The sequence below is a fragment of the Bacillus sp. Pc3 genome (assembly GCF_000815145.1).
In the GTDB taxonomy this organism is placed as follows: Bacteria; Bacillota; Bacilli; order Bacillales; family Bacillaceae; genus Bacillus; species Bacillus velezensis.
The window spans coordinates 1,399,265-1,423,016 of record NZ_CP010406.1 but is presented as its reverse complement, the minus strand read 5'-3'; the positions used below and the strand labels follow the sequence as shown (position 1 = coordinate 1,423,016).

The window sequence follows — 23,752 nt, the reverse complement described above, 5'->3', positions numbered from 1 at the left end:
AAGCTCTTTTTTCTTTTATAGCAACAATTGATCCAATATTATTAATTGAACCGTGAATTTTAAAGAAAAAGTATTCCACAATGGGATAATAATTAATGTTGTTTTAGAATAAAGTTTGTTCAAATTAAGCAAATTAAAGAAACCCTCTATTCAAATACAACCATTTCTCCGACATCTATAAATCCAAATCGCTTATAGATATTTTTTCCATCCTCTGAAGCCTGTAATACAACTGGTTTTTGTTTATCCTTTGTTTGCTTTAGAAGAAATTGAAACATTTCACTGCCAATTCCTTTACCTCTAAATGTTTCTTTTGTCATCACATCATAAATACCATAGCTATCTTTGGTTTCTATTAATAAACCGGTAGTTACAGGCATTTCATCTATGCATCCAATAAACATCTGAACTTCTGAACCTAATTTTACTTGTGAAAACGTATTAAAATAACTTTCTAGTGCATCTTTTTCTGGTGTACCCTCAAATAAGCTCGTGAATATGTCTGTATATTTTAAAAGTTCTTCATCATTTTTCACAGCAGTAATCATAAGCTGATGGGAAATTCTTTGCCCAACATTAAGAGTATTTTCAAGTTTCATCATTACATTACGTTCCGCTTCTTTTAGATCATATTCTTGTATAAGTTTTGTCCAATCCTCAGTTAAATACTGAGCATCAATCCAAATACTAAAGGGATATTTTTTATATGAAAAATTATCGATTCCATGTCTGATCTTAACTGTATTTTTGATATTTGGAGATTTCGGCAATACTACATTAAATGTATCAGTAGGAATTTTTGTATTTGCTATGATGAAATCTTCTTCCTTTGTAAGCTCTCCGCTAACTGTATGGGTAAATGATTTTAATTTTTCTTCCAAATTGTTTATGACTAATTGTTGATTTGTAATCATGTTTTTGCACCTTTCAATTCGATTTAGTGCGCTTTTTTTATTATAAGGTCAACTAAAACAATAAATCACAGTATTTACCCCCTCCCATAATATTCAGAACACGGGGGAGCAATATTTTTAATGGTAACTTCTAAATCAAGGAACTACAAACCCCAAAAGGCTTGATATTCAATAAATTAATTCTTATAATGTTTTAATACCATTGAATGGGAATAAATGAAGAAAAAAACGTCTCTTTTAAAAAAGAGGCGTTTTTTTTCATCTTTTTGAAACCGTTTTGCCCTGATTCATATCTAACAGCATAGGAGGTGGATAAGGTGAAGGAAGAACGATTGATCAAAAAGGCGAAAAAAGGTGATGCCGCAGCCTTTGAAAAACTGATCACAGCTCATCAGGAGACTTTATATAAAACAGCTTATCTCTATTTGCATCACAAGGAAGATACGCTGGACGCAGTGCAGGAAACGGTTTATAAGGCTTTTCTGCATATCGCGCAGCTGAAGGAGCCGAAATATTTTAAAACGTGGCTGATCCGGATTCTGCTTCATACGATTTTTGCAATGAGGAAAAAGCACGGAGACGTCATTCCGTTTGAGCCGCAACATGATACGCGCGCGGAGAATAAGAACATTGAAGAATACATAGATCTTCGGAATGCCCTGGAAACCCTTGACGAACATATACAGCTGACCATTCAGCTTTATTATTTTCAAGATTTCTCGATTGCTATGATCGCTGAACAGACCGGAATGGCGGAAGGCACTGTAAAAACGCATCTGCACAGGGCGAGAAAAGCATTGAAGCAGGAACTGGAAAAGGAGGATAAACATATATGGAAAAGCATCAAATGAAGCAATTGTATCAGGACATTGACGTGCCGAAAGATGAATTGAAAAACGTGATACACAGCGCTGCTGTCCGTGCCGGAAAAGAAGGCGCCGTCAGACGGAGATGGGGACGAAAAGTGATAAACGGCCTCGCGGTTGCTGCTGCTTTGTTTATTCTGTATCTGTCCTCAGGCTTATTCATGCCCTCCGTTAACACGGCTATGGGAAACATTCCTGTTGCCGGACAAATTTACAGTCTGTTTCAGGATAAGGCAGGTTCTGCGCTGTTTAAAAGCAATTTGGTGACAAAACTGAATGAGAAAGCGGAATCACGCGGGATTACGGTGACAGTGAAAAGTGTGTATTACGACAGCGGACAGCTCGTTTACAATTTTACCGTTGACAATTTGAAATCAGATGAGGAAAGCATCTCTTTTCAAGTTGATTATAAAGATCCACGGAATATGTTAGCGGAGGATTATGACAGCAGTGACATGAAAAAAATGAAAGACGGGCGGTACGCGGGGCAGCTTCGCCTGTTCACGGACGGCTCAAAGCTGAAAGACGGTGATAAGCTTCCGCTTGTCATTACACAAATCAAGGATATCCCCGGAAACTGGCGCTTTACACTTCCGATCAAAAAACAAAAGTCCGTTTCTCTTGAAGGAACGAAAGCTGTGAATGTAAATCACGGATTATACCGCTTTTTCGATATCCGGGCGGAAAACGGAACGATGGGATCGGCTCTCCTGTATTCTATCGACTTTCAAGATGCAGCTAAAAATGATGCCATCTCGATTGACGAAGCAACGGATGATGCAGGAAACCATTATGAAATGACGATGTCGAATATTGAACTTGGCGGCAGAAAGAATCTTCCCGGAGGCGGGAAAAGAATACGCGGCCAAACTCAATTCAGCAAACCGATAGACCCGAAAGCGAAAACACTTTTCATAACGGGTAATTTAAAATCAGAATCAGAGCCGGGAGAAATCGTGCCTCTGAAAACAAAACTGCCTGTCAGTTATGAAACGAAACATCATCATGTCGGCATTACCGTCAAAAAGATCAAACAGCAAGGCAGACGGGTGATCGTCGATTATCAATTCAGCGGAATTGATGTAAGCAAAACGGATAAAGATCAGCTGATCAATGTCGGTGAGTCAATCGGTCTCGGCAATACGAAAAAAATGAAAACCTGGCAATCAGTTGATGAGTATGAAAAAGGCTATTATCTGAAAGGAAATAAGGCGAAAGTCACGAATCTTAAAACGGGTGAAATGGAATCCGTTTTTGAATTGGATGATTCATCCGATAAAGATTATTCATTGCGCGGTTTCTCATTCGATTCATACGCTTTGTACGTCAATCAAACGGCCATGAACATTTTAGCAGGTGACAGCGGAATCACATTCGCGGTGCCGGTTCGGCCTGCGGACGGAAAATGATGTCTGGAAGGCGGCTTTTGCTGTCTTCCATTTTTGGTCAATTAACGAATAAACCAAATTTTTTTAACGGGATTGTTCGTTTTTTTTATTGAGTTTTCAAAATTGAATTGATACAATAGACTCAGAAATCAAATATGCAGATATCGTATAATGGCGGGGATATGGCCCGCAAGTTTCTACCAAGCTACCGTAAATGGCTTGACTACGGATCAATCTCAATCGTTTGATATAAATAATCCATTCTTATTTATTCAGACTGAACGTATGTAGTCAAGCGTCCCAAATGTATTTGGGGCGTTTTTTATTTGGCGGATAACGGGCAGAATAAATGGGAGAGAATGAAGGAGGCAATTGGCTTGAAGCAATTTTTTCAGTTTGATGAGCTGGGGACAAGCTATCGTAATGAAATCATCGGCGGTTTAACGACCTTTTTGTCAATGGCGTACATTCTGTTCGTCAATCCGCTGACATTGTCTTTAAACGGTGTGAAAGGATTTCCCGAAGCATTAAAAATTGATCAGGGCGCGGTGTTCACCGCTACAGCGCTGGCATCTGCGGCGGGCTGTATTTTAATGGGGCTCATTGCAAAGTATCCGATCGCGATTGCGCCGGGTATGGGATTAAATGCGTTTTTTGCTTTCTCTGTCGTCCTCGGCATGGGGATTTCATGGCAGGCTGCGCTTTCCGGCGTCTTAATTTCCGGAATTATTTTCGTGGCGCTTTCGCTGACGGGATTGCGGGAAAAAATCATTAATGCGATTCCGCCTGAGCTGAAATTGGCGGTCGGCGCGGGTATCGGTTTGTTTATCACATTTGTCGGTTTGCAGGGTTCGGGCATTATTGAAGCGAACTCATCGACTTTGGTGTCTATCGGCAATATTCACAGCGGCCCTGTGCTGCTGACGGTTTTCGGTGTTATTGTGACGGTCATTCTGATGGTGCTTCGCGTAAACGGCGGCGTATTTATCGGAATGCTTCTGACGGCGGTTGCCGGCATGGTCTGCGGACTGATTCCGGTTCCGACGCACATTGTCGGCAGCGTGCCGAGTCTTGCGCCGACTTTCGGACAGGCGTGGATGCATCTTCCGGATATCTTCTCCGTCCAAATGCTGATTGTCATTTTAACGTTCCTGTTCGTCGGGTTTTTTGATACGGCCGGTACGCTGGTAGCTGTAGCGACACAGGCCGGGCTGATGAAGGAAAACAAACTTCCGCGTGCGGGAAGAGCGCTTCTGGCGGATTCAACATCAATCGTTATCGGAGCCGTACTCGGTACGTCTACAACGACTTCTTATGTTGAATCCAGCTCAGGCGTTGCGGCGGGGGCGCGCTCCGGCTTCGCGGCTGTTGTGACGGGCATTCTCTTTTTGCTGGCGATGTTTTTCTCGCCGCTTCTGTCAGTTGTCACCACGAATGTGACGGCTCCGGCTTTAATTATTGTCGGCGCGCTGATGGTGGCGCCGCTCGGTAAGATCGCCTGGGATAAATTCGAGGTGGCTGTGCCGGCATTTTTAACAATGATTATGATGCCGCTGACGTACAGCATTGCGACGGGGATTGCGATCGGTTTTATATTTTACCCGATTACAATGATCTGCAAAGGAAAAGGAAAAAGCGTTCACCCGATTATGTACGGGCTGTTCGTCATCTTTATCCTGTATTTCATCTTCTTGAAATAACGGAAAAACCGGCTGAGGACAGCCGGTTTTTTGTTTTTGTCCTATTCCGTAAAACCAATACATACTATAAAACGTCATGTGGGTGTCCGGGTGAAGAAAACCGCTTGACTGTTTGAGGACGCTTCGGTACCTTATATAAGTGTTTTATTTTCTTGTTTAACAAATTCCGCCGTATTTTTTTGATAGGAGTTGCTGACATGACGGAAGAAAGAAAAGAAACGTTGGAAGAAGAAAAACAGCATCAGGGGACTGATGAAGAACCGCTGTCGAGAATGTCCAGAAATGCGGGACGTTATCAAAAGCAAAAGAAAAAAGATAAGGAACGGCGCCCGGCTCCGGCTTTTACGGAAAAACTCGCTTCTGCATGGGCCGCGGTTAAACGTTATTGCCGTTTCGCGCTGCGCATTTTGACATCACCGGTGAAGGTCGTTGGGGAAGACGGCTTTTCCCGCTTTAAATATGCTCTTATTTCAATGCTTGTATTCAGTATCTTTTTCTCAATCGGAAATTGGTTTCAGCTGAGGGCAAGCCAGCAAAGGCCTCTCGGATACGGAGAGCGGCATCATACGTTTTTTGACGGTTTTACCGTCGTTCTCGTGTATACGCTCGTCTTTTTTGCCGCTGCGGCCGGCGCGGTCTGGCTTGTATCACGTTATATGATGAAACAGAAAATCACGATGCGGGATGCGGCCGCGGGGGTCGGATCACTTTTGGTTCCGGCTGTCGCCTGCTCTATCGTGTGGATGATTTTCGCGATATTGAATCTGCCGGTCATCACCGTGGTGTTTACGGCGCTGACCTTGTTTCTGGCCGCCTCGGCGATGGTGCAGTTTGTGCAGATTCTATACAAATCGGCTGAAAAGCCTGCGGCTGACGTGATGTACTGTATTTCCGCGGCGGTCATCATCATGCTCGTTTTTACGGCTGTGACATGGCCGCTTATTTCAGAGTACTTTACTGCTTCGCTGATCCCTTTATAAGTCGAAATTTGTCTTTCACAATGTTTACAAATATTTCTAATAAAGCGTGTTGTTTTGAAAAGCCGTCCGATATATGATGGGAGCAACAGCAATTCGAAAGCGGCACTACTCTTTATGATTCGGAAAGGGATGATGAAGATGGCCCCGTTGTTGCGAGAAGCCATTAATCGGAAAAAACAGCACCTGAGGACAAAACTGATCCGCTCAGGGTTTTATCAAGACCATGTTCAGGAACTGTCCGGATACACGCTGAGTGAACTTGAGAAGGAATATGAAGCCGTCAAACGATTGAAAAAAGCCGATCTTCACTGATAAGAGCTTGAAAGTCTGCCTTGCGGGGCGGGCTTTTTTTTCTTTTGAAAATGATGAAAAGAGGGTAAACTATCCTTAATTGAAAGATTGGCTTTTCAAATTATCAGAGGAGGGGGAATCAATGATGCAGACGATTTTATCCAACAGTATAGGTATGGTTCTCATTATTCTCATCATTAACATTATATATGTCTCTTTCTTTACGATCAGGATGATTCTGACATTAAAGGGACAGCGCTATTTCGCCGCAGGCATCAGTACGATTGAAATCCTTGTGTATGTAACCGGCCTGAGTCTCGTGCTCGGCAATCTGAATCAAATTCAAAACGTCATTGCCTATGCGCTCGGCTACGGCCTCGGCGTCATAGTGGGAATGAAAATTGAAGAAAAACTGGCGCTCGGCTACATAACAGTCAACGTCATTACGAAAGAGCTTGATCTGGACCTGCCGAAACAGCTCCGGGAAAAAGGATACGGAGTCACAAGCTGGGTCGCGGGCGGCCTTGAAGGGGACCGGACCGCCATGCAGATTCTGACGCCGCGCAAATATGAGCTTCAGCTGTATGATACGATTAAAACGCTCGATGAAAAAGCGTTTATCATCGCTTTTGAGCCGAAAGCGATCCACGGCGGATTCTGGGTGAAAGCAGTGAAGAAGAGGAGAATTAAGGAATGACAAAGCCAAAGAAGAAACGGTTTGAAGTAACGGAACATGAAACGATTGACACCATTCTCACTTTAATGAAGGAAGAGGGCTATATGCCCGTCCGGCGGATGGAAGAGCCGATCTTTACAGAAAAGAAAGAAAATGGATCAATTCAAGTCGTTCCTTGCGGGAAAAAAATCGTATTTGAAGGGAAATTGATCTAAACACGAACATTAAAAGAAAGAATTTTTATATCGTTCGATAATGTCGTTGACATTATCTAAGTCCGTTGTTAAGATAAACATGAAATCAAAACACGACCTCATATAATCTTGGGAATATGGCCCATAAGTTTCTACCCGGCTGCCGTAAACGGCCGGACTATGCAGGAAAGTGATAAACAGCTGACATGGATATCGCAGAAGCGAACGACTGACGATACGCGCGCCATGCCCGGTTTGTATTGCTTCCTCATAGTTGCAATATAAGCCGGGCTTTTTTTTTCTGAAAAACAAAGCATGAGAAGGTGGGAACAGAATGCAGCCGCTAGCAGGAATCATCATGGGAAGCACCTCCGATTGGGAGACAATGAAACATGCATGCGACATACTTGACGAACTTCACATTCCTTATGAAAAACAGGTGGTATCCGCGCACCGGACGCCTGATTTGATGTTTGAATATGCAGAAAGCGCCAGAGACAGGGGCTTAAAAGTCATTATTGCCGGAGCCGGAGGAGCGGCGCATCTGCCGGGAATGACGGCGGCCAAAACGACGCTGCCGGTGATCGGCGTACCGGTTCAGACAAAATCGCTTAACGGGCTTGATTCTCTTCTGTCTATCGTACAGATGCCAGGCGGCGTGCCGGTCGCGACGACGGCGATCGGGAAAGCGGGCGCAGTGAACGCTGGTCTGTTAGCCGCGCAAATTTTGTCGGCATTTGACGACGACATTGCGGATAAACTAGAGGCGAGAAGAAATGCGACAAAACAAACGGTGCTGGAAAGCAGTGATCAGCTTGTCTGATAAAAAAACGATTTACCCCGGCGCCGTCATCGGCATTATCGGAGGCGGACAGCTCGGAAAAATGATGGCTGTCGCCGCAAAACAAATGGGCTATAAAGTCGCTGTCGTCGATCCCGTGAAAGACTCGCCTTGCGGACAGATCGCCGATATTGAGATTACCGCCCAGTACAATGACCGTGAAGCGATTCAAAAATTGGCCGGAGTCAGTGACATCATTACGTACGAATTTGAAAATATCGATTACGAGGCGCTCAACTGGCTCAAAGAACATGCATATCTTCCCCAGGGAAGCGAGCTGCTGCTCATCACCCAAAACAGGGAAACGGAAAAAAAGGCGATCCAGTCAGCAGGCTGTCAAGTCGCTCCTTATCGGATCGTAAACAGCGGACGGGAGCTTGAGGAAGCCGTTCAGGCACTGGGGCTCCCGGCGGTGCTGAAAACATGCCGCGGCGGATATGACGGCAAAGGCCAATTTGTCATTAAGGAAGAAGGACAGACAGATGAAGCGTCTGCGCTGTTAGAAAACGGCACGTGCATACTGGAAAGCTGGGTATCGTTCCGGATGGAGCTTTCCGTTATCGTGACGAGATCGGTACACGGTGAGATTTCAACCTTTCCTGCTGCTGAAAATATCCACAAAAATAATATTCTGTTCCAAAGCATCGTGCCCGCGAGAGCGGAGGAAACGGTTCAGAAGCGGGCAGAGGCGCTTGCCGTTCAGCTCGCGGAGAAATTGGAACTTGTCGGGCCGCTTGCGGTGGAAATGTTCGTCACGGAAGACGGAGACCTTTTGATTAATGAACTGGCGCCGCGTCCTCACAATTCCGGGCATTATACGCTCGACCTTTGTGAAACGAGCCAATTCGAACAGCATATCAGAGCGGTCTGCGGACTTCCTCTCGGCAGAACCGATCTTCTCAAACCGGGAATGATGGTGAATCTGCTCGGTGATGAAGTGAAGCTTGCGGAGGAGCATACGGAGCTTTTAAAGGAAGCCAAACTGTACCTGTACGGAAAACATGAGATTAAAAAAGGCCGCAAAATGGGGCATATGACATTTTTGCGGAAGCCTGATGAAACATGGATTCAGGACATCACGAACATATGGATGAAAAGAGACGGAGGACGAGCATAATGATCGAACGTTATTCAAGACCTGAAATGTCCGCGATCTGGACGGACGAAAACAGATACCAGGCATGGCTGGAAGTCGAGATTTTAGCCTGTGAAGCCTGGGCTGAGCTTGGCGTCATTCCGAAAGAAGACGTCAAAGTCATGCGCGAAAACGCGTCTTTCGACATCAACCGCATTTTGGAAATCGAGCAGGATACGCGTCATGACGTCGTTGCATTCACCCGCGCGGTTTCAGAATCATTAGGCGAAGAAAGAAAATGGGTTCACTACGGCCTGACGTCAACAGATGTCGTGGATACCGCTCTTTCCTATCTATTAAAACAGGCGAATGAGATCTTGCTCAAGGACATTGAGAGATTTGTTGACATTATAAAAGAAAAAGCGAAAGAACATAAATACACGGTCATGATGGGCCGCACGCACGGCGTACACGCGGAACCGACGACATTCGGCCTGAAACTCGCGCTTTGGCACGAAGAAATGAAACGCAACCTTGAACGTTTCAAGCAGGCAAAAGAAGGGATCGAAGTCGGGAAGCTTTCCGGCGCGGTCGGCACATATGCAAATATTGATCCGTTCGTAGAGCAGTATGTCTGTGAAAAACTCGGCCTGAAAGCGGCGCCGATTTCCACTCAGACATTACAGCGCGACCGACATGCGGATTACATGGCGGCACTGGCTTTGATCGCGACGAGCATTGAAAAATTCGCAGTGGAAATCCGCGGTCTGCAAAAGAGTGAAACACGTGAAGTGGAAGAGTTTTTTGCTAAAGGACAAAAAGGTTCATCGGCTATGCCTCATAAACGGAATCCGATCGGGTCGGAAAATATGACGGGCATGGCGCGCGTGATCCGCGGGTACATGCTGACGGCATACGAAAATGTACCGTTATGGCATGAGCGTGATATTTCTCATTCATCAGCTGAGCGCATCATTCTTCCTGACGCGACAATCGCGCTGAATTACATGCTGAACCGATTCAGCAATATCGTCAAAAACTTAACGGTATTCCCGGAAAATATGAAACGCAACATGGACCGCACACTCGGTTTGATCTATTCTCAACGCGTGCTGCTTGCTTTAATCGACACGGGTCTGCCTCGTGAAGAAGCATATGACACGGTTCAGCCGAAAGCGATGGAAGCGTGGGAAAAACAAGTGCCGTTCCGCCAGCTTGTCGAAGCGGAGGAAAAAATCACGTCCCGTCTCACACCGGAACAGATTGCCGATTGCTTTGACTACAATTATCATTTGAAAAACGTCGACTTGATCTTTGAGCGTTTAGGTTTATAGAAGAAGCCAGCCGGAGGCGGCTTCTTCAGCCGCTATAGATTGAATATTCCCAACATTCGGGTTAGGAGGCCTTCCGTGAATATTGTGAACAATAATCTTCTTTATGAAGGAAAAGCGAAACGAATTTATCAAACTGAAGACGAACAGATTCTCCGCGTGGTCTACAAGGATTCCGCAACAGCCTTTAACGGTGAGAAAAAAGCGAAGATCAGCGGAAAGGGCCGTCTGAACAATGAAATTTCAAGCCTGATTTTCAAACATCTGCACGCCAAAGGAATTGACAACCACTTTGTGGAGCGTGTTTCAGAATCAGAACAGCTTATCAAAAAAGTGACCATCATTCCCCTTGAAGTCGTGGTCAGAAACATTGCCGCCGGAAGTATGTCGAAACGTCTCGGCATCCCGGAAGGAACTGAGCTTCCGCAGCCGATTATCGAATTTTACTATAAAGATGACGCACTCGGCGATCCGCTCATCACAGAAGATCATATCTGGCTTTTAAAAGCGGCGGCTCCTGAGCAGGTGGAAACGATCAAATCGATTACAAAACAGGTGAATCAAGAGCTGCAGCATATTTTTGAAGACTGCGGCGTCAGATTAATAGATTTTAAGCTGGAATTCGGCTTAGACGCAGAGGGACGGGTGCTTTTAGCGGATGAAATTTCTCCTGACACGTGCCGTCTGTGGGACAAAGACACAAACGAAAAGCTCGATAAAGATTTGTTCAGACGGAACCTGGGAAGCTTAACCGACGCATATGAAGAGATTTTCAAAAGACTGGGAGGCATTTCATAATGTATAAAGTGAAAGTTTATGTCAGCTTAAAAGAAAGTGTGCTCGATCCTCAAGGAAGCGCGGTGCAGCATGCATTGCACAGCATGACCTACAATGAAGTGCAGGATGTGCGCATCGGAAAATACATGGAGCTGACGATTGAAAAATCTGACCGCGATCTTGACGCGCTCGTGAAAGAAATGTGTGAAAAGCTTCTTGCCAATACAGTCATTGAAGACTACCGATATGAAGTTGAGGAGGTTGTCGCACAGTGAAATTTGCGGTGATTGTGTTACCCGGCTCCAACTGTGATATTGATATGTTCCACGCCGTAAAAGACGAACTCGGCGAAGAAGTCGAGTATGTCTGGCACGAGGAAACAAGCCTTGACGGATTTGACGGCGTGCTCATCCCCGGCGGGTTTTCATACGGCGACTACTTGAGATGCGGCGCCATCGCCAGATTCGCAAACATCATGCCGGCTGTGAAAAAAGCGGCTGCCGAAGGAAAACCGGTTCTCGGCGTCTGCAACGGATTCCAGATTCTGCAGGAGCTCGGACTTCTGCCCGGCGCGATGAGACGCAACAAAGATTTAAAGTTCATCTGCCGACCGGTTGAATTAACCGTGCAGAACGGCGGCACGTTATTCACATCTTCCTATGAAAAAGGACAATCGATTACGATTCCGGTTGCCCACGGCGAAGGCAATTTCTACTGTGATGACGAAACGCTTGAAAGATTAAAAGAAAACAATCAAATCGCCTTCACATACGGCGGCGATATTAACGGAAGCGTCAGCGGCATTGCCGGCGTCGTGAATGAGAAAGGCAACGTATTAGGCATGATGCCTCACCCTGAGCGCGCAGTCGATGAACTGCTCGGCAGCGCAGACGGTCTTACATTGTTCCGGTCTATCGTGAAAAATTGGAGGGAAACTCATGTCGCTACTGCTTGAACCAAGTAAAGAACAAATAAAAGAAGAGAAACTCTATCAGCAAATGGGTGTCAGTGATGACGAGTTCGCACTCATTGAATCTATTATCGGAAGATTGCCGAACTACACGGAAATCGGGATTTTTTCCGTCATGTGGTCAGAGCACTGCAGCTATAAAAACTCAAAACCGGTTTTACGCAAATTCCCGACTAGCGGCGAACGCGTGCTGCAGGGTCCCGGAGAAGGCGCGGGAATCGTTGACATCGGTGACAATCAGGCGGTCGTGTTCAAAATTGAATCTCATAACCATCCGTCAGCGATTGAGCCATACCAAGGTGCTGCGACGGGAGTGGGCGGCATCATCCGTGACGTTTTCTCAATGGGCGCCCGTCCGATAGCTGTATTAAACTCTCTTCGATTTGGTGAGCTCACTTCACCTCGTGTGAAGTACTTGTTTGAAGAAGTAGTGGCGGGAATCGCGGGATACGGAAACTGTATCGGAATTCCGACGGTCGGCGGAGAAGTGCAGTTTGACGCAAGCTATGAGGGCAATCCGCTTGTCAATGCAATGTGCGTCGGCTTAATTGATCATAAAGATATTAAAAAAGGCCAGGCGAAAGGTGTCGGCAACACGGTCATGTACGTCGGCGCTAAAACGGGCCGCGACGGCATACACGGCGCTACTTTCGCATCGGAAGAAATGTCAGATTCATCTGAAGAAAAACGTTCCGCGGTGCAGGTCGGCGATCCTTTCATGGAAAAACTTCTCCTGGAAGCATGCCTAGAAGTCATCCAATGCGACGCCTTAGTCGGCATTCAGGATATGGGGGCGGCCGGTCTGACAAGTTCGAGTGCTGAAATGGCAAGCAAAGCCGGCTCAGGCATTGAAATGAACCTTGATCTCATTCCGCAGCGGGAAACAGGTATGACCGCTTACGAAATGATGCTTTCCGAGTCTCAGGAACGCATGCTTCTCGTCATTGAACGCGGACGTGAACAGGAAATTGTCGATATTTTTGATAAATATGATCTTGAAGCGGTTTCCGTAGGTCATGTTACGGATGATAAAATGCTCCGCCTCCGCCATAACGGAGAGGTTGTTTGCGAGCTTCCGGTCGACGCGCTGGCGGAAGAAGCGCCTGTATACCACAAGCCGTCAGCAGAACCCGCGTACTACCGCGAGTTTCAGGAAACGGAAGTTCCCGCGCCTGAAGTAAAAGATGCGACAGAGACGCTTTTTGCCCTGCTGCAGCAGCCGACAATTGCCAGCAAAGAGTGGGTGTACGATCAATATGACTACATGGTGCGCACAAATACGGTGGTCGCTCCGGGCTCTGACGCGGGAGTGCTCAGAATCCGCGGCACGAAAAAAGCGCTGGCGATGACGACGGATTGCAACGCCCGTTATTTATATCTTGATCCAGAAGAAGGCGGGAAAATCGCCGTTGCCGAAGCGGCGCGCAACATCGTATGCTCAGGCGCCGAACCGCTTGCGGTCACGGATAATCTGAATTTCGGAAACCCGGAAAAACCTGAAATTTTCTGGCAGATCGAAAAAGCGGCCGACGGCATCAGCGAGGCGTGCAATGTTCTCAGCACACCCGTCATCGGCGGAAACGTATCACTTTATAATGAATCGAACGGAACGGCGATCTACCCGACGCCTGTTATCGGCATGGTCGGCTTAATTGAAGATACCGCTCATATTACGACACAGCATTTCAAACAAGCGGGGGATCTTGTATACGTGATCGGCGAAACAAAACCTGAGTTTGCCGGAAGCGAACTGCAAAAAATGACAGAAGGCCGCATTTACGGCAAAGCGCCGCAAATCGATCTTGATATAGAGCTGTCACGCCAAAAAGCATTGCTTGACGCGATTAAAAAAGGCTTCGTTCAATCAGCGCATGATGTGTCTGAAGGCGGCTTAGGCGTAGCGATTGCAGAAAGCGTCATGACGACGGAAAACCTTGGCGCCAACGTGACTGTAGAAGGGGAAGCGGCATTATTATTCTCTGAATCTCAATCCCGCTTCGTCGTTTCAGTGAAAAAAGAACACCATGAGGCGTTTGAAGCGGCTGTGGCCGATGCGGTTCATATCGGCGAGGTAACGGCTGACGGACTTCTGGCGATTCAAAACCAGGACGGACAACAATTGGTTCACGCGCAAACGAAAGAACTTGAGCGCGCGTGGAAAGGAGCTATTCCATGCTTGCTGAAATCAAAGGCCTGAATGAAGAATGCGGTGTGTTTGGCATCTGGGGACATGAAGAAGCTCCGCAGATCACATATTACGGCCTGCACAGCCTCCAGCACAGAGGACAGGAAGGCGCGGGAATTGTCGCGACTGACGGTGAAAAACTGACGGCGCATAAAGGACAGGGGCTTATTACCGAGGTTTTTCAAAACGGCGAACTGAGCAAAGTGAAGGGAAAAGGCGCGATCGGGCACGTCCGTTATGCGACGGCTGGCGGAGGCGGATATGAAAATGTCCAGCCGCTCCTGTTCCGTTCGCAAAACAACGGCAGCCTCGCGCTCGCCCATAACGGCAACTTGGTCAACGCCACACAGTTGAAGCAGCAGCTTGAAAACCAAGGGAGCATCTTTCAGACTTCCTCCGATACGGAAGTGCTGGCTCATCTGATTAAACGCAGCGGACACTTTTCGCTGAAGGATCAAATCAAAAATTCGCTATCTATGCTGAAAGGCGCTTATGCCTTTTTAATCATGACTGAAACAGAAATGATCGTAGCGCTTGACCCGAACGGACTCAGACCGCTGTCAATCGGCATGATGGGCGATGCTTACGTCGTCGCATCAGAAACGTGCGCATTCGATGTGGTCGGCGCGACTTACCTTCGCGAGGTAGAGCCGGGCGAAATGCTGATCATCAATGATGAAGGCATGAAATCAGAGCGTTTCTCCATGAATATCAACCGTTCCATCTGCAGCATGGAGTACATTTATTTCTCAAGACCTGACAGCAATATCGACGGCATTAACGTGCACAGCGCCCGGAAAAACCTCGGGAAAATGCTTGCCCAGGAGTCCGCGGTTGAAGCGGATGTCGTCACAGGCGTGCCTGATTCCAGTATTTCCGCGGCCATCGGCTATGCCGAGGCAACGGGCATCCCGTACGAACTCGGTCTCATTAAAAACCGTTATGTCGGCAGAACGTTTATCCAGCCGTCGCAGGCTCTCCGTGAGCAAGGCGTCAGAATGAAGCTGTCCGCCGTCCGCGGTGTTGTTGAAGGAAAACGGGTTGTCATGGTTGATGATTCCATCGTGCGCGGGACGACAAGCCGCCGGATTGTCACAATGCTCAGAGAAGCGGGGGCGACAGAGGTGCACGTCAAGATCAGTTCACCGCCGATCGCTCATCCGTGCTTCTACGGCATCGACACATCAACCCATGAGGAGCTGATCGCTTCTTCTCATTCCGTGGAAGAAATCCGCCAGATCATCGGTGCTGACACGCTTTCTTTCTTAAGTGTAGACGGATTGTTAAAAGGAGTCGGCCGAAAATTTGAAGACACCAATTGCGGACAATGCCTCGCTTGTTTTACGGGCAAATATCCGACGGAAATTTATCAGGATACAGTGCTTCCTCACGTAAAAGAAGCGGTGCTGACAAAATAAAATGTGAAAATGACATAAAGGCAGCGGGAATTCAGGCTGCCTTTCTCTTTCTGCCTTTTAAGGAGAAACGAATTGACAAGGAGTGATAGGGATGTCTGATGCTTATAAAAATGCCGGAGTTGACATCGAAGCCGGATATGAAGCCGTCAAACGAATGAAAAAACACGTGGAGCGCACGAAAAGGCTCGGCGTTATGGGAAGCCTGGGCGGTTTTGGCGGAATGTTTGATCTGTCAGAGCTTCCGTATCAAAAGCCTGTTTTAATTTCCGGAACAGACGGTGTCGGCACCAAGCTGAAACTCGCATTTTCAATGGATAAGCATGACACGATCGGCGTCGATGCGGTCGCGATGTGTGTAAACGATGTGCTTGCCCAAGGAGCGGAGCCGCTGTTTTTCCTTGATTATTTAGCGGTCGGCAAGGCCGATCCGGTAAAAATTGAGCAGATCGTTCAGGGCGTGGCGGACGGATGCGAGCAGTCAGGATCAGCGCTTATCGGCGGTGAGACGGCGGAAATGCCGGGGCTGTATACGGCTGATGAATACGATATTGCGGGCTTTTCAGTCGGCGTCGCGGAAAAAGACGAAATCGTCACCGGTGAACATATCGAAGAGGGGCATCTCTTAATCGGACTTACTTCAAGCGGCCTTCACAGCAACGGGTTTTCCCTAGTGAGAAAAGTGCTTCTTGATGACGGCGGACTTGATTTGGATACTGTCTATGAACCGTTTGCGCGTCCTCTCGGAGAAGAATTGCTGGAACCGACGAGAATATATGTGAAGCCGGTGCTCAAGGCGGTGAAAAGCGGTAAGGTGGACGGCATGGCGCATGTGACAGGCGGAGGATTCATCGAGAACATCCCGCGGATGCTGCCGGACGGATTGAGCGCGGAAATTGATCACGGATCATGGCCGATCCCGCCGATTTTTCCGTTTCTGCAGGAGCACGGCAAGCTGAAAGAAGAAGAAATGTTCAATGTCTTTAATATGGGCATCGGTTTTGTCCTTGCTGTTAAAGAAGAGGACTTGACAGACGTTATCGACACGCTTGAAGCTCAGGGCGAGAAGGCTTATTTGATCGGCCGGGTCAAGCGGGGCGAAGGCATTTCTTTCGGCGGTGCGGCTCTTTCATGAAAAAGTTTGCGGTATTTGCTTCAGGAAACGGATCGAACTTCGAGGCCATTGCCAAACGCATGAGAGAAGAGAAGTGGGATGCGGAGCTCTCGCTTCTCGTGACGGATAAGCCTCAGGCAAAGGCGGTGGAAAGGGCGGAGGCTTTACACATTCCGTCATTCGCCTTTGAACCGTCATCTTTTGAAAACAAAGCGGCCTTTGAACGGGCCGTTATTGAACAGCTGCGCCTGCACGGGGCGGAATTAATCGTTCTCGCCGGCTATATGAGACTGATTGGAGATACGCTGCTTGAAGCATACGGGGGCCGCATTATTAATATACATCCCTCGCTTCTTCCGGCATTCCCCGGGATTGACGCTGTCGGACAGGCGTATCGGGCCGGTGTGAAAGTGGCGGGCATTACCGTTCATTACGTCGACGAAGGCATGGACACCGGACCGATTATCGCGCAAAAAGCATTCGAAATACAGGAAAACGATACGCTTGAAAACATAGAGCATACAATACACGAGCTTGAGCACAAATGGTATCCGAGCGTTGTGAAACAGCTGCTGGGACTAAATAACAGAGGTGAAAAGGCATGACAATCAAACGCGCACTAATCAGTGTTTCTGATAAAACAAATCTCGTACCTTTCGTAAAGGAACTGACAGAGCTCGGCGTCGAAGTCATTTCGACCGGAGGAACAAAAAAACTTCTTCAGGAAAACGGTGTGGATGTCATCGGCATTTCAGAAGTGACCGGATTTCCTGAAATTATGGACGGACGGTTAAAAACGCTCCATCCTAATATTCACGGCGGACTGCTTGCCGTAAGAGACAATGAAGAGCATATGGCGCAGATCAATGAGCATGGCATTGCCCCCATTGACCTTGTGGTCGTCAACCTTTACCCGTTTAAAGAAACGATTTCGAAAGAAGACGTAACATACGATGAAGCGATAGAAAACATTGATATCGGCGGTCCCGGCATGCTGCGCGCCGCATCGAAAAACCATCAGGATGTGACGGTCATCACAGATCCGGCCGATTACAGCTCCGTGCTCAATGAGATGAAAGAACACGGCGGCGTTTCGCTTAAAAGAAAACGCGAGCTTGCGGCCAAAGTATTCCGCCATACCGCGGCATACGACGCATTAATCGCTGATTACTTAACACGCGAGGCCGGTGAGAAAGACCCTGAGCAATTCACCGTTACATTTGAGAAAAAACAATCGCTCCGCTATGGTGAAAACCCTCACCAAGAGGCTGTTTTCTATCAAAGCGCACTTCCCGTCTCCGGTTCCATCGCGGCGGCAAAACAGCTTCACGGCAAAGAGCTTTCTTACAACAATATTAAGGACGCAGATGCGGCCGTTCAAATCGTCCGGGAATTTACAGAACCCGCAGCTGTTGCCGTTAAACATATGAACCCGTGCGGAGTCGGTACGGGAGCTTCAATTGAGGAAGCATTCAATAAAGCGTATGAAGCTGATAAAACCTCCATTTTCGGCGGCATCATCGCGCTGAACCGTGAAGTTGATCAGGCAACGGCTGAAGCCCTTCACGGCATCTTTTTAGAAATCATTATCGCCCCTTCTTTCAGTGAAGAAGCGCTGAACGTACTGACGGCGAAGAAAAACCTTCGTCTGCTCACGCTTGACGTGTCCGCATCAGGGAAGAAAGAAAAACAGCTGACATCCGTACAGGGCGGCCTTTTGATTCAAGATTTAGACGTCCATGGATTTGATGACGCCGACATCAGCATCCCGACAAAAAGAGAGCCGAGCGAGCAGGAATGGGAAGATTTGAAGCTGGCTTGGAAAGTCGTCAAACATGTGAAATCCAACGCGATCGTTCTTGCAAAAGACCATATGACGGTCGGTGTGGGCGCAGGGCAGATGAATCGCGTCGGTTCAGCTAAAATCGCCATTGAGCAGGCCGGAGAAAAAGCAAAAGGCAGCGCGCTCGGATCAGACGCGTTTTTCCCGATGCCGGATACAGTCGAAGAAGCCGCAAAAGCCGGTGTCACGGCGATTATCCAGCCCGGCGGATCGGTCCGCGATGAAGATTCGATTAAAAAAGCGGATGAATACGGCATCGCCATGGTATTCACCGGCATCAGACATTTCAAACATTAAGAGGGGGAACGAAGCGTGAATGTATTGATTATCGGAAAAGGCGGCAGAGAGCATACATTGGCTTGGAAAGCGGCGCAAAGCCCGCTTGTTGACACGGTGTACGCCGCGCCCGGAAATGACGGTATGGCAGACTGCGCGACGCTGGTCAACATTGAAGAAAGCGATCATGCCGCACTCATTGCGTTTGCGAAAGAACATCATGTCGGCCTGACGATTATCGGTCCCGAAGTTCCTCTGATTGAAGGGATAGCCGACGAGTTTAAAAAAGCCGGACTGCTTGTTTTCGGACCGTCTGAAAAAGCGGCTATCATTGAAGGGAGCAAACAGTTTGCCAAGGATTTAATGAAAAAATACTGCATTCCGACGGCGGAGTATGAGACGTTTACTTCATTTGAAGAGGGGAAAGCATATGTGCAGCAAAAAGGCGCGCCGATTGTCATTAAAGCGGACGGGCTTGCCGCCGGAAAAGGTGTCACGGTCGCGATGACGGAAGAAGAAGCGATTGAATGCCTGCACGATTTTCTTGAGGATGAGAAATTCGGGGAGGCGAGCGCATCTGTTGTCATTGAAGAGTTTCTCGCCGGCGAAGAATTTTCTTTAATGGCGTTTGTAAAAGGGGAGACCGTCTATCCGATGGTCATCGCTCAAGATCATAAACGCGCCTTCGATGGAGACAAAGGGCCGAATACGGGCGGAATGGGAGCCTACTCACCAGTGCCGCACATTTCCGATGATATCGTCAGAAGCGCAGTCGAAACGATTGTGAAGCCGGCGGCAAAAGCAATGGTCAAAGAGGGGCGCTCCTTCACGGGCGTGCTGTACGCGGGGCTGATTCTAACGGAAAACGGATCAAAAGTCATTGAATTCAACGCGCGCTTCGGAGATCCGGAAACACAGGTTGTCGTGCCGAGAATGGAATCTGACCTCATTCAGGTGCTCTTAGATCTTCTGCATGAGAAGGATGTTGACCTAAGGTGGAAGGATACGGCCGCTGTCAGCGTTGTGCTGGCTTCTGAAGGCTATCCGGAAGGCTATGCGAAAGGCACTCCGATCGGCAGTTTGACGTCCGCTGAAGACGGGATCGCCGTTTTTCATGCCGGAACGAAAAAAGACGGCGGACAATTTGTTACAAACGGCGGCCGGGTCGCCAATGTCACGGCATTTGCTGATACATTTGAAGCGGCGAGAGATAAAGTGTACAGCGCCGTTTCAGGGCTGACAAAACCCGGACTGTTTTACAGAAGCGACATCGGCGCCCGTGCGCTGAAAGCATCGCAGCGATGAAGAGGAAACCCCCGCGTCATATAAGATGCGGGTTTTCTTCTGAAAAGACGACCTAGACTGTCGGCTTGCCGTGTGACACGCAGTCATCGATGAAGTCCTCCGGCGTATAGACGGATTCTTCTCAGACTCGCGGGACAGGAGAAATTAAATAACAAGCCGAAACGGCTTGTTATTTTTCTTGCTGACGGCTGTCATCCTGATTCATTCCGGTTTGGAACATATATGTCACCGGACAGAAGCGGAGGATGCCGGATGCCGCTTTCATCGCGCCCATCATCATACAGAAGAGATGCATCTTGCACCAAGGTTTTCTCGTGTATTTCGCTGAAGCAGCAGACAAAATGGTGAGGCCGCAAGTGATGCGCATAACGGCATTTAATAAACTGATATTCGGTTTCATCATTTCAGCTCCCTTAGAAAAAGTTTTTCATTCATCTTCAATAATTTGTAACGTTTTAGCCGTGCGATAATTGTGCGGATGTGATACGATGGGTCTAATATAAGCGAAGGAGAGTATGTGAATGTCCGAACGTACCTTTAACTGGAAAAATAAAGACATCAGATCACAGGCGGATGTTGTAGACTCAAAGCTGCTTCCAACGCTACTTTTACGGGATGCTCTCGTATTAAATCCTTTTTTAAAACAATGGCTGAAAAAGAATGTCTGGATTTACGGAGATCGAATTGTATATGTTGGTCATGAGCTTCCTGATGCAGCAGAGCACATTCATACCATAAATTGTGAAGGAAAATACATTGTGCCAGGTTACATTGAACCGCATACACATCCTTTTCAAATATATAATCCCCAAACGCTCGCCGAATATGTGTCTCAATTCGGAACAACGACGTTTGTTAATGATAACTTGTTTTTTCTTTTGCACAGCGGTAAAAAGAAAGCGCTTACTATATTGGAGGAACTGAAAAAACAGCCGGTGCAATATTTCTGGTGGTCCAGATATGATCTGCAGACTGAAGTGCTGAATGAGGATCAGCTTCTTTCTTTTGATGTCCGAAAGCAATGGATTGAGCACCCGGATGTCATTCAAGGCGGAGAATTGACCGGATGGCCGCGCCTCATGGACGGCGATGACCTGATGCTTCATTGCATGCAGGCGACAAAAAAACTGCGCAAGCGGATAGAAGGGCATTTTCCCGGAGCCTCTGAAAAAACATTGACGAAGATGAAACTGTTCGGAGCTGATTCCGACCACGAGGCGATGAATGGCGACGAGGTGATGAGACGGCTTGAATTGGGCTACTATGTTTCGCTCAGACATTCATCCATCCGCCCTGATTTGAGAACGATTTTGCAGGATCTCCATCAAAAAGGCTTCCGGCATTATGATCATTTCTTCTACACGACGGATGGAGCGACGCCGCATTTTTATAAAGGCGGCATGACGAATGAATTAATCAAAATCGCTTTGGAGGAAGGAGTTCCGGCGATCGATGCCTACAATATGGCCTCCTTTAATATCGCGAAGTATTATCAGATGGACGACTATCTCGGTGTGGTCGGTCCGGGACGGCTTGCTTCATTGAACATTCTCGATGACCCGATGAATCCGGACCCGGTCACGGTGATCTCCAAAGGCATCCTGCTGAGGGAAGACGGCCGAAATATGAATGCGTTTACAGAAACGGATTGGAAAAAGGGCGGTCTTGTCCCTCTTGAGCTTTCATATGATATGACGATGGATGATTTACAGTTTTCAATGCCGATGGGTGTGACGATGCGCAACGCGGTCATTATGGAGCCGTATATGATTGCGATTGATAATTCTGTTGACCAGCTTTCTTTTGATCATGATGAATGCTATCTCACGCTTCTCGATAAGCATGGAAAATGGCGGGTCAATACAATGCTGAAAGGTTTTGCCGATCGGGTGCAGGGCTTTGTCAGTTCCTACACGACAACCGGAGATATTATCGCTGCCGGAAAAAATAAAGAAGATATCCTGCTCGCTTTCTCACGGATGAAAGAAATCGGCGGCGGAATCGTGCTTGCCGAAAACGGGAAGATTCTTCATGAGATTCCCCTCGCCTTAAACGGTTCTGCATCTGCGGAGAAGTATGAAGAAGTGCTTGAGAAAGAGCAAAAACTGAGGACGCTGCTGGAGGAGAGGGGCTACCGATTCTGCGATCCGATCTATACGCTGCTCTTTTTGCAGAGCACACACCTGCCTTATATCCGCATTACGCCGAGAGGAATATTCGACGTGATGAAAAAAACTGTACTCTTTCCATCGATAATGCGTTAAAATATAAAAGCAGGGAGCCGACATATGAAAAGATGGAAAACCGTTTGTATGCTTTGTTTTGCGTTTTTGCTGCTTGCCGCCTGCCGGCAGAACAATGCCGATCAGGTGCAGCCGAAAGAAGCGGAAGCTCCTTTAACGGGGCTGAAAACTGAGCAGAAGCTTGCAGAACGCCGTCCGATTGCAGTCGCAGTGAACAATCATCCGAAGGCGAGGCCCCAATCCGGGCTGTCAAAGGCGGATGTTGTCATCGAAGCGCTCGCGGAGGGCCGGATTACGCGGTTTCTCGCGATTTTTCAAAGTGAGATGCCGGAAACGGTCGGGCCTGTGCGGAGCGCGAGGGAATATTTTGTCACGCTCAGCAGCGGGTTTAACAGCATATTTGTCCATCATGGCTGGAGTCCCGGCGCAAAAAAGCAGCTGGAGTCCGGAGCTTACGATTATATAAACGGTTTGGATTTTGACGGAAGCCTGTTTTGGAGAGCCGATTTCAGCAAGCCGCCCCACAATTCCTACACGTCGTATGACAATATCAGGAAGGCGGCGGAACAAAAAGGATACAAGCTGAACGGAAAAACAGAACCGCTCCCATTTCAGACATCAGATGCAAAACCAGGAAATGAAACCTACAATATTCGGATAGATTATGGAACACAAAACATTACAAATCTTGTCGAATACGATTATGATAAAAAAGCTGATGCTTATACAAGAAGCTCTGATGGTGTGAAAGCGACAGACCGGGAGACCGGAAAGCCTTTAGCCATGCGCAACATTTTTATTGTTGAAGCCGGCCATCGCATGACAGACAAAGATGGAAGGCGGGCCATCGATATTCAGTCAGGGGGGAAGGGCCTCCTGCTTCAGCACGGCGATGTTATGGAGTCAGACTGGGAATATAAAGACGGCCGTATTCTGCCCGTAAAAGGCGGTGAGATTCTTCCGTTTGTGCCAGGAAAGACATGGATTAATATCGTGCCTGATCTCGATGCAGCTTCCATTAGTAAAGGAGAAGGTGTTTGACGATGCAAATCGATAAATTACGCGGAAAAGAACTGGACCAGTTATTTTTATCTATTTTATCGCTGAAAGATCTGGAGGAATGCTATCGTTTCTTTGACGATCTTTGTACGATTAATGAAATCCAATCGCTGGCGCAGCGTTTGGAAGTGGCGAGAATGCTCCGCGAAGGGAATACGTATCACAAAATTGAAAGCGAAACGGGTGCTTCCACAGCGACGATTTCCCGGGTGAAGCGCTGCTTAAATTATGGTAACGACGCCTATGAAATGGCGCTTGACCGCGTAAACAAAGGAGAATCCTCCTCAGCTACGTAAAAAACCGCTCTGC

The 23,752-nt window shown here is 47.5% G+C and carries 24 protein-coding genes and 2 riboswitches; of the genes, 22 read left to right on the top strand and 2 right to left on the bottom strand.

What is annotated here, in order from left to right; translation table 11 throughout:
* Positions 1–146: 146 nt before the first annotated feature.
* Entirely contained in the window at positions 147–914 is a 768-nt protein-coding gene (locus tag SB24_RS06490) for a GNAT family N-acetyltransferase (RefSeq protein ID WP_015416963.1), read from the bottom strand.
* Positions 915–1,231: 317 nt separating this feature from the next.
* On the opposite strand from SB24_RS06490, the gene SB24_RS06485 reads away from it, so the two are divergent.
* The 19 genes from SB24_RS06485 (at position 1,232) to purD (ending at position 20,141) form a co-directional block, all read left to right on the top strand.
* Entirely contained in the window at positions 1,232–1,765 is a 534-nt protein-coding gene (locus tag SB24_RS06485; protein ID WP_033574951.1) for a sigma-70 family RNA polymerase sigma factor, read from the top strand.
* Positions 1,747–3,189 carry a DUF4179 domain-containing protein gene (locus SB24_RS06480; RefSeq protein WP_039252481.1) on the top strand — a complete coding sequence of 481 codons (1,443 nt, stop codon included), beginning with the start codon at positions 1,747–1,749 and terminating at the stop codon, positions 3,187–3,189. The genes SB24_RS06485 and SB24_RS06480 overlap by 19 nt, the downstream gene beginning before the upstream one ends.
* A gap of 123 nt (positions 3,190–3,312) precedes the next feature.
* A riboswitch (purine riboswitch) is annotated at positions 3,313–3,414 on the top strand.
* A 131-nt stretch (positions 3,415–3,545) separates the two neighbouring features.
* Positions 3,546–4,868: an NCS2 family permease gene (locus tag SB24_RS06475; RefSeq protein ID WP_007408891.1), complete on the top strand. Its 1,323-nt coding sequence runs from the start codon at positions 3,546–3,548 to the stop codon at positions 4,866–4,868.
* Positions 4,869–5,065: 197 nt separating this feature from the next.
* On the top strand, positions 5,066–5,848 hold the full coding sequence (locus SB24_RS06470) for a hypothetical protein (RefSeq protein WP_015416966.1): 783 nt from the start codon (positions 5,066–5,068) through the stop codon (positions 5,846–5,848).
* A gap of 138 nt (positions 5,849–5,986) precedes the next feature.
* The gene (locus tag SB24_RS19480) at positions 5,987–6,160 is read left to right on the top strand and encodes a Fur-regulated basic protein FbpA (RefSeq protein WP_076982879.1); all 174 of its coding nucleotides are present in this window, start codon (positions 5,987–5,989) and stop codon (positions 6,158–6,160) included.
* Between the two features lie 121 nt (positions 6,161–6,281).
* Entirely contained in the window at positions 6,282–6,836 is a 555-nt protein-coding gene (locus SB24_RS06465; RefSeq protein ID WP_007408893.1) for a DUF2179 domain-containing protein, read from the top strand.
* Positions 6,833–7,030 (top strand): NETI motif-containing protein, encoded by a 198-nt coding sequence (locus tag SB24_RS06460; protein WP_003155772.1) that lies wholly within the window; start codon positions 6,833–6,835, stop codon positions 7,028–7,030. The genes SB24_RS06465 and SB24_RS06460 overlap by 4 nt, the downstream gene beginning before the upstream one ends.
* A gap of 78 nt (positions 7,031–7,108) precedes the next feature.
* Positions 7,109–7,210: riboswitch (purine riboswitch) on the top strand.
* Positions 7,211–7,343: 133 nt separating this feature from the next.
* On the top strand, positions 7,344–7,832 hold the full coding sequence (gene purE / locus SB24_RS06450; protein WP_007609846.1) for a 5-(carboxyamino)imidazole ribonucleotide mutase: 489 nt from the start codon (positions 7,344–7,346) through the stop codon (positions 7,830–7,832).
* The gene (purK, locus tag SB24_RS06445) at positions 7,786–8,967 is read left to right on the top strand and encodes a 5-(carboxyamino)imidazole ribonucleotide synthase (RefSeq protein ID WP_052250228.1); all 1,182 of its coding nucleotides are present in this window, start codon (positions 7,786–7,788) and stop codon (positions 8,965–8,967) included. Before purE ends, purK begins: the two co-directional genes overlap by 47 nt.
* Positions 8,967–10,259, top strand: a complete 1,293-nt coding sequence (gene purB, locus SB24_RS06440) for an adenylosuccinate lyase (RefSeq protein ID WP_007408896.1) — start codon at positions 8,967–8,969, stop codon at positions 10,257–10,259. The genes purK and purB overlap by 1 nt, the downstream gene beginning before the upstream one ends.
* A gap of 75 nt (positions 10,260–10,334) precedes the next feature.
* Positions 10,335–11,054 carry a phosphoribosylaminoimidazolesuccinocarboxamide synthase gene (purC, locus tag SB24_RS06435; protein WP_031378823.1) on the top strand — a complete coding sequence of 240 codons (720 nt, stop codon included), beginning with the start codon at positions 10,335–10,337 and terminating at the stop codon, positions 11,052–11,054.
* Entirely contained in the window at positions 11,054–11,308 is a 255-nt protein-coding gene (gene purS / locus SB24_RS06430; RefSeq protein WP_003155758.1) for a phosphoribosylformylglycinamidine synthase subunit PurS, read from the top strand. The genes purC and purS overlap by 1 nt, the downstream gene beginning before the upstream one ends.
* A complete protein-coding gene (gene purQ, locus SB24_RS06425) occupies positions 11,305–11,988 on the top strand; it encodes a phosphoribosylformylglycinamidine synthase subunit PurQ (protein ID WP_031378824.1) in 684 nt (227 codons plus the stop codon). Before purS ends, purQ begins: the two co-directional genes overlap by 4 nt.
* Entirely contained in the window at positions 11,972–14,200 is a 2,229-nt protein-coding gene (purL, locus tag SB24_RS06420; RefSeq protein WP_039252475.1) for a phosphoribosylformylglycinamidine synthase subunit PurL, read from the top strand. Before purQ ends, purL begins: the two co-directional genes overlap by 17 nt.
* Positions 14,176–15,606 (top strand): amidophosphoribosyltransferase, encoded by a 1,431-nt coding sequence (gene purF / locus SB24_RS06415; protein ID WP_007609856.1) that lies wholly within the window; start codon positions 14,176–14,178, stop codon positions 15,604–15,606. The genes purL and purF overlap by 25 nt, the downstream gene beginning before the upstream one ends.
* Before the next feature lie 91 nt (positions 15,607–15,697).
* Entirely contained in the window at positions 15,698–16,738 is a 1,041-nt protein-coding gene (gene purM, locus SB24_RS06410) for a phosphoribosylformylglycinamidine cyclo-ligase (RefSeq protein ID WP_015239317.1), read from the top strand.
* Positions 16,735–17,322, top strand: a complete 588-nt coding sequence (purN, locus tag SB24_RS06405; RefSeq protein ID WP_012116999.1) for a phosphoribosylglycinamide formyltransferase — start codon at positions 16,735–16,737, stop codon at positions 17,320–17,322. The genes purM and purN overlap by 4 nt, the downstream gene beginning before the upstream one ends.
* Entirely contained in the window at positions 17,319–18,857 is a 1,539-nt protein-coding gene (purH, locus tag SB24_RS06400; protein WP_039252469.1) for a bifunctional phosphoribosylaminoimidazolecarboxamide formyltransferase/IMP cyclohydrolase, read from the top strand. The genes purN and purH overlap by 4 nt, the downstream gene beginning before the upstream one ends.
* Before the next feature lie 15 nt (positions 18,858–18,872).
* Positions 18,873–20,141: a phosphoribosylamine--glycine ligase gene (gene purD / locus SB24_RS06395; protein ID WP_039252466.1), complete on the top strand. Its 1,269-nt coding sequence runs from the start codon at positions 18,873–18,875 to the stop codon at positions 20,139–20,141.
* Positions 20,142–20,310: 169 nt separating this feature from the next.
* Here purD and SB24_RS06390 read toward each other — a convergent pair whose 3' ends face one another.
* On the bottom strand, positions 20,311–20,541 hold the full coding sequence (locus SB24_RS06390) for a YgaP family membrane protein (RefSeq protein WP_039252464.1): 231 nt from the start codon (positions 20,539–20,541) through the stop codon (positions 20,311–20,313).
* Positions 20,542–20,662: 121 nt separating this feature from the next.
* Here SB24_RS06390 and SB24_RS06385 point away from each other — a divergent pair, with 121 nt between their 5' ends.
* Genes SB24_RS06385 through SB24_RS06375 form a run of 3 tightly spaced genes read left to right on the top strand, consistent with a single transcriptional unit; the run spans position 20,663 to position 23,739 of the window.
* Positions 20,663–22,405, top strand: coding sequence for an adenine deaminase (locus tag SB24_RS06385; protein ID WP_039252461.1), 1,743 nt, complete (start codon positions 20,663–20,665; stop codon positions 22,403–22,405).
* Between the two features lie 24 nt (positions 22,406–22,429).
* Positions 22,430–23,425: a DUF3048 domain-containing protein gene (locus SB24_RS06380; RefSeq protein ID WP_015416975.1), complete on the top strand. Its 996-nt coding sequence runs from the start codon at positions 22,430–22,432 to the stop codon at positions 23,423–23,425.
* Positions 23,426–23,427: 2 nt separating this feature from the next.
* Complete coding sequence (locus SB24_RS06375) at positions 23,428–23,739, top strand: YerC/YecD family TrpR-related protein (protein ID WP_003155745.1); 312 nt, start codon at positions 23,428–23,430, stop codon at positions 23,737–23,739.
* The last annotated feature ends 13 nt before the right edge of the window (positions 23,740–23,752 follow it).

Bases quoted from the DNA above. Each gene is read 5' to 3' on its own strand.
- SB24_RS06490 (WP_015416963.1), bottom strand. From the start codon at position 914: ATGATTACAAATCAACAATTAGTCATAAACAATTTGGAAGAAAAATTA.
- SB24_RS06480 (WP_039252481.1), top strand. From the start codon at position 1,747: ATGGAAAAGCATCAAATGAAGCAATTGTATCAGGACATTGACGTGCCG.
- SB24_RS06470 (WP_015416966.1), top strand. From the start codon at position 5,066: ATGACGGAAGAAAGAAAAGAAACGTTGGAAGAAGAAAAACAGCATCAG.
- SB24_RS19480 (WP_076982879.1), top strand. From the start codon at position 5,987: ATGGCCCCGTTGTTGCGAGAAGCCATTAATCGGAAAAAACAGCACCTG.
- SB24_RS06465 (WP_007408893.1), top strand. From the start codon at position 6,282: ATGATGCAGACGATTTTATCCAACAGTATAGGTATGGTTCTCATTATT.
- SB24_RS06460 (WP_003155772.1), top strand. From the start codon at position 6,833: ATGACAAAGCCAAAGAAGAAACGGTTTGAAGTAACGGAACATGAAACG.
- purE (WP_007609846.1), top strand. From the start codon at position 7,344: ATGCAGCCGCTAGCAGGAATCATCATGGGAAGCACCTCCGATTGGGAG.
- purK (WP_052250228.1), top strand. From the start codon at position 7,786: ATGCGACAAAACAAACGGTGCTGGAAAGCAGTGATCAGCTTGTCTGAT.
- purB (WP_007408896.1), top strand. From the start codon at position 8,967: ATGATCGAACGTTATTCAAGACCTGAAATGTCCGCGATCTGGACGGAC.
- purS (WP_003155758.1), top strand. From the start codon at position 11,054: ATGTATAAAGTGAAAGTTTATGTCAGCTTAAAAGAAAGTGTGCTCGAT.
- purL (WP_039252475.1), top strand. From the start codon at position 11,972: ATGTCGCTACTGCTTGAACCAAGTAAAGAACAAATAAAAGAAGAGAAA.
- purF (WP_007609856.1), top strand. From the start codon at position 14,176: ATGCTTGCTGAAATCAAAGGCCTGAATGAAGAATGCGGTGTGTTTGGC.
- purM (WP_015239317.1), top strand. From the start codon at position 15,698: ATGTCTGATGCTTATAAAAATGCCGGAGTTGACATCGAAGCCGGATAT.
- purN (WP_012116999.1), top strand. From the start codon at position 16,735: ATGAAAAAGTTTGCGGTATTTGCTTCAGGAAACGGATCGAACTTCGAG.
- purH (WP_039252469.1), top strand. From the start codon at position 17,319: ATGACAATCAAACGCGCACTAATCAGTGTTTCTGATAAAACAAATCTC.
- SB24_RS06390 (WP_039252464.1), bottom strand. From the start codon at position 20,541: ATGAAACCGAATATCAGTTTATTAAATGCCGTTATGCGCATCACTTGC.
- SB24_RS06385 (WP_039252461.1), top strand. From the start codon at position 20,663: ATGTCCGAACGTACCTTTAACTGGAAAAATAAAGACATCAGATCACAG.
- SB24_RS06380 (WP_015416975.1), top strand. From the start codon at position 22,430: ATGAAAAGATGGAAAACCGTTTGTATGCTTTGTTTTGCGTTTTTGCTG.
- SB24_RS06375 (WP_003155745.1), top strand. From the start codon at position 23,428: ATGCAAATCGATAAATTACGCGGAAAAGAACTGGACCAGTTATTTTTA.